Here is a 6,848-nt window from a genome sequence, read left to right as displayed (position 1 = left end):
ACCGCGCTGCGTGGGCGAAGTCTAGTCCACGTTGATCGAGCGTTCTTAGGCGTTTTTCCTCGTCGAATTCGATGTCCATGTCGGAAGCGCTCCTCCGACACGACTAACTCATAAATTGTAATTCATCCAGAGATCGCTATTCGCGATATTTGAATTTGTGTAGCTACAAAAATAGCGCTATTGGCACGGACAAGCAACGCCCGCGCCGTCCCGCCCGTTCTCGCCCCATGACGCGCCAACCCAAGGTCTTCACGTGGTCGGACGGCTTTCACCGCTACACCGTGGCGGCGACGTCGCGCGTCAAGGCGTTGGAAGCCTGGGAGACCGACCGCGATCTGTTCAAGGAGGGCGTGGCGGTCGAAGCGCCCGACGCGCCCGACGCCAAGGCCGCCCTGGCCGCGCCCGGAGCGGTGATCCGCCGGGCCGAGGGCGGCCTGAAGTCCGCTGTCGACAAGCTGCCCAAGCCTAAGATCAAGAAGACCGACGTCGCCGCCGAGGCGAAGCGGAAGAAGGCGCTGGCCGACGTGGAGGCTGAGCTCGAGGCGGCGGAGGCCGAGCAGCGCGACGCCGAGGCCGACCTGGAACGCCGTCGCCGGGCGCTGGACGCCGAGGCCGCGGCCCTCAGCGACTCCTGGACGACGCGCCGGTCGAAGCTGGAGGCGGCGATCCGGCGTCTGCGAGTGCGATAGAGGCCCGGCCGCGCAGGCCCCGGCGCTCCAGATAGTCCAGCAGGACGGCCGGATGGTCGGTCTGGACGATGCTGATGCCCTGGTCGATCAGTCGGCCCCAGGCCTTGTGGGGATCGCGCGTGGCCCGATGGTCGCCGGACTGGTCGAGCATGCCCCTCAGCCCCTTCTCGGCCAGGGTGTTGGTCCAGACGCGGATACGGGCGGCGCGGGCGGCGTCGCGGACGGCCACGAATCCCTCGCGCTTCAAGGCGACCATCTCCACGGCCGGGATCTGGTGGTCGCCCGAGGCTTGCAGGGCGGTGATCTGACCCAGGCCGCGCGGGCGACGGGCGGCCTTGCCCGCCACCATCGGCATGAAGGCCAGGTCGCGATAGAGCGGCTGGTCGGCGATCGGTGGCGCGCCTAGGCCGGCCTTGGCCTTGAACAGCACCCAGTCGGTGGCGTCAGCGCGGTGGACGACCTCGGCGGCCTCGACGGCATAGGGGCCTTTGAGATCGATATTGACGAGGATGCGGCCGCGCGCGGCTCTCAGCAGCGCTTCCAGGGTGGGCGGCGCCTCGCCGCCGCCATCGGTCAGGCTCAGGGCCTGGACCTGGGCCAGGGTGAGATCGGCGACGCGACCCTGGCCGTCCGTTGTCCGGTCGACCTTGGCGTCGTGCATGACGACGAGCACGCCGTCGCGGGTGCGGCGCACGTCGATCTCCACGAGGTCGACGCCCAGCGCCACGCAGCGTTCCAGGGCGGCCAGGGAGTTCTCGGGAACCGCGGTCTCGAAGCCGCGCGTCGGCGCGGGGCGGTGACAGGCGCGGTGAGCCACCACCAGGACGCCGTCGGCCGGGTCGTACAGGCGGTCCCGCAACGCGCCGGCCCGGGCCGGGGCGGCCGTGGCGACGAGCGCCAGGACGAGCGGGATCGCGAGCCATCGCATGGTCTAGGGCCTCCGACCTCCCCACCACATGACCGATTCACGCGACAAGCGTACGGCGGTTTGGTCCTATTGAGATGACGGCGCCGACCAACCTTCACCGTAAGGGGAGGGGCGCCAAAGTCTCCTTCTCCCCTTGCGGGAGAAGGTGTCGACGCAGTCGACGGATGAGGGGTTGAAAGGCCTGTCGGATAGCGGAGTGCGACCCCTCACCCGACTGCTCCGCAGCCACCCTCTCCCGCAAGGGGAGAGGGATTGGGATCAAACCTTCCGAAACCCTCGCAGCACGTTGGCCTCGGTGCTGAGTTGCAGCTTGGCGTAATCGATGCGCGGCGTGTCCGAGAACAGCAGGTAGTAGTATTTCATCTGCTCGGACCACCAGTAGCCGGGGCAGTTGTCGCCCTGGGTCATCGGCTTGGTGGTGATGTCCTTCAGCGCCGTGTAGCCGTAGGCCGCGCGGCTGGTGGCCTTCATCTGGCGATAGTGGATGGCCGCCAGCTGGCGATAGCGTTCGTCGCGGTCCAGCAGCCAGAGGTTCAGGCAGGCGTCGGGATATTCCGGGCGCAGGCCAGTCGCCTTGCGGCGGGGTTGGCGGGTGGCGACGTCGATCGACTCCGGGATCACGCCGAACGTCGCCTGCAGCTCGGTGAACGAGGCCAGGTAGTCGTCGCCCGCCTTCTTGTGGCCGACCTGGGCCAGCAGGCCGGCATAGTAGCCGGCCAGCTCGCTCTGGGCGGTGTTCAGCACCGCGCCGGTCTCGAAATCGACCATCGGGAACCACAGGCGGCCGTCATAGCGCTTGGCCTGGTGGGCCAGCTGGGCGGCCGTGCACTCCTGGGCCCAGCGCTTGCAGTCCTCGTCGCCGAACAGCTCCCAGGCGTCCCACAGGTACTCGTAGAAACTGTCGGCATAGACGTCGATGCTGGCCGAGCGGCTGATGTATTCGCCGGTGCGCGCGTCGATGTTGGCGGCCATCAGGCCGATCTTCGAGCGGCGGTCCAGGGCGTGCTTCATGGCTCGCTTGGCGATCTTGAAATAGCGGTCGTCGCCGGTCAGCTGGCTCAGCACCCCGAACTCGGTGATGTAGGTGCCGATCTCGGCCAGGTTGGTCGCCGGATCGCGGACCGCCCCGGTCTTCAGGTTGACGTAGCGCCAGGGCAGGCCGTGCGACGAGGCCTCGAAGGCCTTCAGCAGGCGGTCGGCCAAGTCCTTGGCCTTGGCCAGCAGCACGGGATCGCCGCAGGCCAGGTGGGCCGAGATCAGGCCGCCGACCAGGCGGATGTTGGTCTCGAAGACCTGGGCCTCGCCGTTCACGTCGAACGACAGGTTGGACTTCACCCAGTCGACCCCGGCCTGGAACTCGGCGTCCAGGCCCATCAGCCACAGGGTGTCCAGCGCCTCGACCAACGACAGCCCCAGGTCGTGGCCCTCGACGAAGAACGACTGCGACGTGCCGCTGACCGGATTGATCTCGTCCTTGCCCCAGGCCTTGGCGACATAGCCCCGCCAGGCCCACTGGAACTCGCTCCGCACGTCGGCGGCCAGGGCCTTCCAGTCCTCTTTCGGCGTGGCGGCGGCCCATCCGGGCGCGAGGCTGGCGGCGGTCAGGGAGACGAGGGCGGAGCGGCGCGTGAATCGGGCGAGCGTCATGCCCTCAGCCTACCGGCGGTCGAGCGCCCGGGCGAGAAAAAGGGGAGGGGTGAGAGCCGACAAAAAGTACGGGTGGGAAAGTGGCCGGGCGGGATTCACGACATCCCGCCCGGCGAAGTCGCCCGGCGGGTGGGATGCGCCGGGGATCTCTTGCAGAGATAGGACGACACAACCTTGACTGAACCGCCATAGGCGAGCCGATCAATTTTCCTGTCAGGCCGGTGGCAAGGCCGAATTGTCCTCGGGAATCTCTGGCAGGCGCGCCCGCAGCAGGCAGTTCAGGCCCTCGGGCCGGTAGTCCATGGCCGCCGAACCCTTCAGCTCGCCGCGCAGGCTGCGCTCGATCAGGCGCGAGCCGAAGCCCTTGCGCGTGGGTTCGGCCACCGCGGGACCGCCGGTTTCGATCCAGGCGACGTCGAGGGCGCGCGTGTCGGGCGAATAGGCCCAGGACACGGCCACGCGTCCCTCGGCATTGGCCAGGGCGCCATACTTCAGGGCGTTGGTGGCCAGCTCGTGGAAGATCAGCGCCATGGTCAGGGCGCCGCCGGGCTGCAGTCGCACCGGCGGGCCGTCGACATGGACCCGCGCGCCGGCCTCGTCGAACGGGCGCAGGGCGCGCTGGGCCACCTCATGCAGCCCGGCCCCGTGCCAGCTCTCGCGGGTCAGGATGTCGTGCACGCCGGAAAGGCCCATCAGCCGCGCCTCGAACTTCTCGAAGGCGATGATCGGGTCGGGCTCGTTGCGCAGGGTCTGGGCGGCCATCGACTGGACGGTCGCCAGGGTGTTCTTCACGCGGTGGTTCAGCTCGTTGATCAGCAGGCGCAGCTGGCTCTGGTGCTGTTGCTGAGCGTTCTCGGCCTGTTTGCGCAGGCCGATGTCGGAGAGGATCACCACCATGTACGGCGGCTCGTCGCCCGGCCGCACCAGCGAGACGGTCACGTGCGCCCAAAGCACCTCGTCCGGGGTCGCGCCGATGAAGCGGCGGTCGGCCGAATAGGTCTCGATCTCGCCGGCCAGCAGGGCCTGGCCCTGGGCCAGCGCCGCCTCCAGGTCGTCGGGGTGGACCATGACCGTGATCCGCTGGCCCAGCAGCGCGTCGCGATCCTGCCGCAGGATGGTGCAGAAGCTGTCGTTGGCCTCCAGGATCGCTCCATCGGGCGCCAGCCGCGCCACGCCCATGGCCGCCTGGTTGAAGACGGCGCGATAGCGGGTCTCGGCCGCCTCCAGCTGGCGGCGGGCCTGGACGCTGGCGGTGACCACCTCGGTATAGAGCACCAGGCCGCCGATCTCGCCGCCATCCGTGCGCCAGGGGGCCATGGACCAGCGGATCCATTCGGTGCGGCCCTCGCGGTCGATGAAGGGGTCGCCCTCGTGGCGCAGCTCGACACCTTCGGCGATGACGCGGGCGTGCAGGTCGCGCCACTTCTGGGGAACCTCGGGAAAGACGTCGTAGTGGCGCCGGCCGATCAGCGGCAGGTCGGCGGGCAGGCGCTGATCGGTCAGGTACTGCCGCGAGGCCGCCAGGTAGCGCATCTGGCTGTCGAAGATGGCGATGCCCAGCGGCGCGTGCTTGAGCGCGGTCGTGACGCTTGGGGACGCTGCCATTGGGGCGCTCGATTGGGGTGGCGCTTCGTCGATCATTGTCTCTGTATCGTATCGGCCCAAGGCTAGGCTTCGACTGACTTTCGCGTGAGCTGTTTCCACGGCGCTTTCTGCCACAGATTTCAGTGTTTTGCCGTGCGTCATCCCGCCACTGGAAACACACGGGTCTGCTTGACTACGCCATAGGCGAAACTGGTGTCGATCGAGGCGATGCCAGGGATGGCGTGCAGCTTGCGGCGCATGAAATCCTCATACGACTCAAGGCTGTCGACGATCACCCGCAACAGATAGTCGTCGCCGCCGGCCAGCAGGAAGCAGTCCAGGATCTGGTCGATCCGCGCGACCTGGTCCTCGAAGCCCCTGATCAGGTCCTGGCCGTGGCGATCCAGCCGTACGCGGACGAAGACGGTGATCGGCAGGCCATAGGCCTTCTGGTCCACCAGGGCGGTGTAACCGGTGATCACTCCCTCGGCCTCCAGATTGCGGACCCGGCGCAGGCAGGGCGACGGCGAGAGGTTCACCCGCTCGGCCAGGTCCTGGTTGGTCAGGCGGCCATCCTTCTGCAGCTCACGGATGATTTGGCGGTCCTTGGCGTCCACTGGCAGCTCCTTGAGCAGAATATGCCAAAATCAGAACTCATCCTGGCAGAGTTCGCAACCTATTGCGCCGAACCACACGCCATTCTCGTCCTGACAGGGAGTGAGACATGCGTGACGACAAGACCGGTTTTGCGACGCGGGCGATCCATGCGGGCTATGATCCCGCCGACGAACACGGGGCGCTGACGCCGCCGGTGCATTTGACCTCGACCTTCGCGTTCGAGAGCGCCGAGGCCGGCGGCGAGATGTTCGCCGGCACGCGGGAGGGCCACTTCTATTCGCGGATCTCCAACCCGACCACCGACCTGCTGGAGCGCCGGCTGGCCAGTCTGGAGGGGGCCGAGGCCGCCGTGGCCACGGCCTCGGGCATGGGGGCGATCACCGCCGTCCTGTGGAGCTTCCTGCGGTCCGGGGACGAGGTCATCACCGACCAGACCCTGTACGGCTGCACCTTCGCCTTCCTGCGCGACGGCCTGACCCGGTTCGGCGTCACGGTGCGGCAGGTGGACATGACGCGGCCCGAGGCCCTGGCGGCGGCGATCTCGGACCGGACGCGGATCGTCTATTTCGAGACCCCGGCCAATCCGAACATGCGGCTGGTGGACATCGCCGCGATCAGCCGCGTCGCCCACCAGGCCGGGGCCAAGGTGGTGGTCGACAACACCTATGCGACGCCCTTGCTGACCCGGCCCCTGGCCCTGGGCGCGGACGTCGTGGTCCACTCGGCCACCAAGTACCTGGGCGGACACGGCGACCTGGTCGGCGGCATCGCCGCCGGCGGCGTCGAGGACATGACCCGCGTGCGTCTGGTCGGGGTCAAGGACATGACCGGGGCGGTGATGTCGCCGTTCACCGCCTTCCTGGTGCTGCGCGGCCTGAAGACGCTGGCCCTGCGCATGGCCCGCCACGGCCAGAGCGCCCAGGCGGTCGCCGGCTGGCTGGAGGCGCATCCGGCGGTCGCGCGCGTGTTCTATCCGGGCCTGCCGAGCTTTCCGCAACGCGACCTCGCGGCGCGCCAGATGGCCGGCGGCGGCGGCATGATCGCCTTCGAGCTGAAGGGCGGCCATGCGGCGGGCGTGGCGATGATGAACCGCCTGACGATGATCCGCCGGGCCGTGTCACTGGGCGACGCCGAGACCCTGATCCAGCACCCGGCCAGCATGACCCACTCGCCCTACACGCTTCAGGAGCGCGCGGCGGCGGGGATCGGCGAGGGCTTGGTGCGGCTGTCGGTGGGCCTGGAGGATGTGGCCGACATCCTGGCGGATCTGGAGCTGGCGCTGGAGCCGGAGAAGATCGCGGCGTTGGTTTAGGGGGATAGTTTCTTCCTCCCTATTAGGGGGAGGGGGACCGCCGAACGGCGGTGGAGGGGGTCAGCCGCTG

General features: G+C 68.4%; 6 protein-coding genes. 2 read left to right on the top strand and 4 right to left on the bottom strand.

The annotated features are described in order from the left end of the window. The first annotated feature begins 227 nt into the window (after nucleotides 1-227). Nucleotides 228-689, top strand: a complete 462-nt coding sequence (locus AC1DSO_RS03635) for a hypothetical protein (RefSeq protein ID WP_477067540.1) — start codon at nucleotides 228-230, stop codon at nucleotides 687-689. Here the strand turns inward: AC1DSO_RS03635 and AC1DSO_RS03630 are convergent. The 4 genes from AC1DSO_RS03630 to AC1DSO_RS03615 all read right to left on the bottom strand — a co-directional run bounded on the left by AC1DSO_RS03630 (nucleotide 622) and on the right by AC1DSO_RS03615 (nucleotide 5,465). Further along, complete coding sequence (locus tag AC1DSO_RS03630; protein WP_477067539.1) at nucleotides 622-1,617, bottom strand: glycerophosphodiester phosphodiesterase family protein; 996 nt, start codon at nucleotides 1,615-1,617, stop codon at nucleotides 622-624. The two genes, AC1DSO_RS03635 and AC1DSO_RS03630, sit on opposite strands and share 68 nt — an antisense overlap. Before the next feature lie 258 nt (nucleotides 1,618-1,875). After that, complete coding sequence (locus AC1DSO_RS03625) at nucleotides 1,876-3,264, bottom strand: glycoside hydrolase family 47 protein (protein WP_477067538.1); 1,389 nt, start codon at nucleotides 3,262-3,264, stop codon at nucleotides 1,876-1,878. Between the two features lie 213 nt (nucleotides 3,265-3,477). After that, nucleotides 3,478-4,905, bottom strand: coding sequence for a sensor histidine kinase (locus tag AC1DSO_RS03620; RefSeq protein WP_477067537.1), 1,428 nt, complete (start codon nucleotides 4,903-4,905; stop codon nucleotides 3,478-3,480). Nucleotides 4,906-5,006: 101 nt separating this feature from the next. Then, nucleotides 5,007-5,465: an Lrp/AsnC family transcriptional regulator gene (locus tag AC1DSO_RS03615; RefSeq protein WP_477067536.1), complete on the bottom strand. Its 459-nt coding sequence runs from the start codon at nucleotides 5,463-5,465 to the stop codon at nucleotides 5,007-5,009. A 107-nt stretch (nucleotides 5,466-5,572) separates the two neighbouring features. Between AC1DSO_RS03615 and AC1DSO_RS03610 the strand changes: the two genes are divergently transcribed. Next, on the top strand, nucleotides 5,573-6,778 hold the full coding sequence (locus tag AC1DSO_RS03610; RefSeq protein ID WP_477067535.1) for a methionine gamma-lyase: 1,206 nt from the start codon (nucleotides 5,573-5,575) through the stop codon (nucleotides 6,776-6,778). The last annotated feature ends 70 nt before the right edge of the window (nucleotides 6,779-6,848 follow it).

Source organism: Caulobacter sp. P4_E5 (genome assembly GCF_056401555.1).
This window is presented reverse-complemented; position numbering and strand designations above follow the sequence as displayed.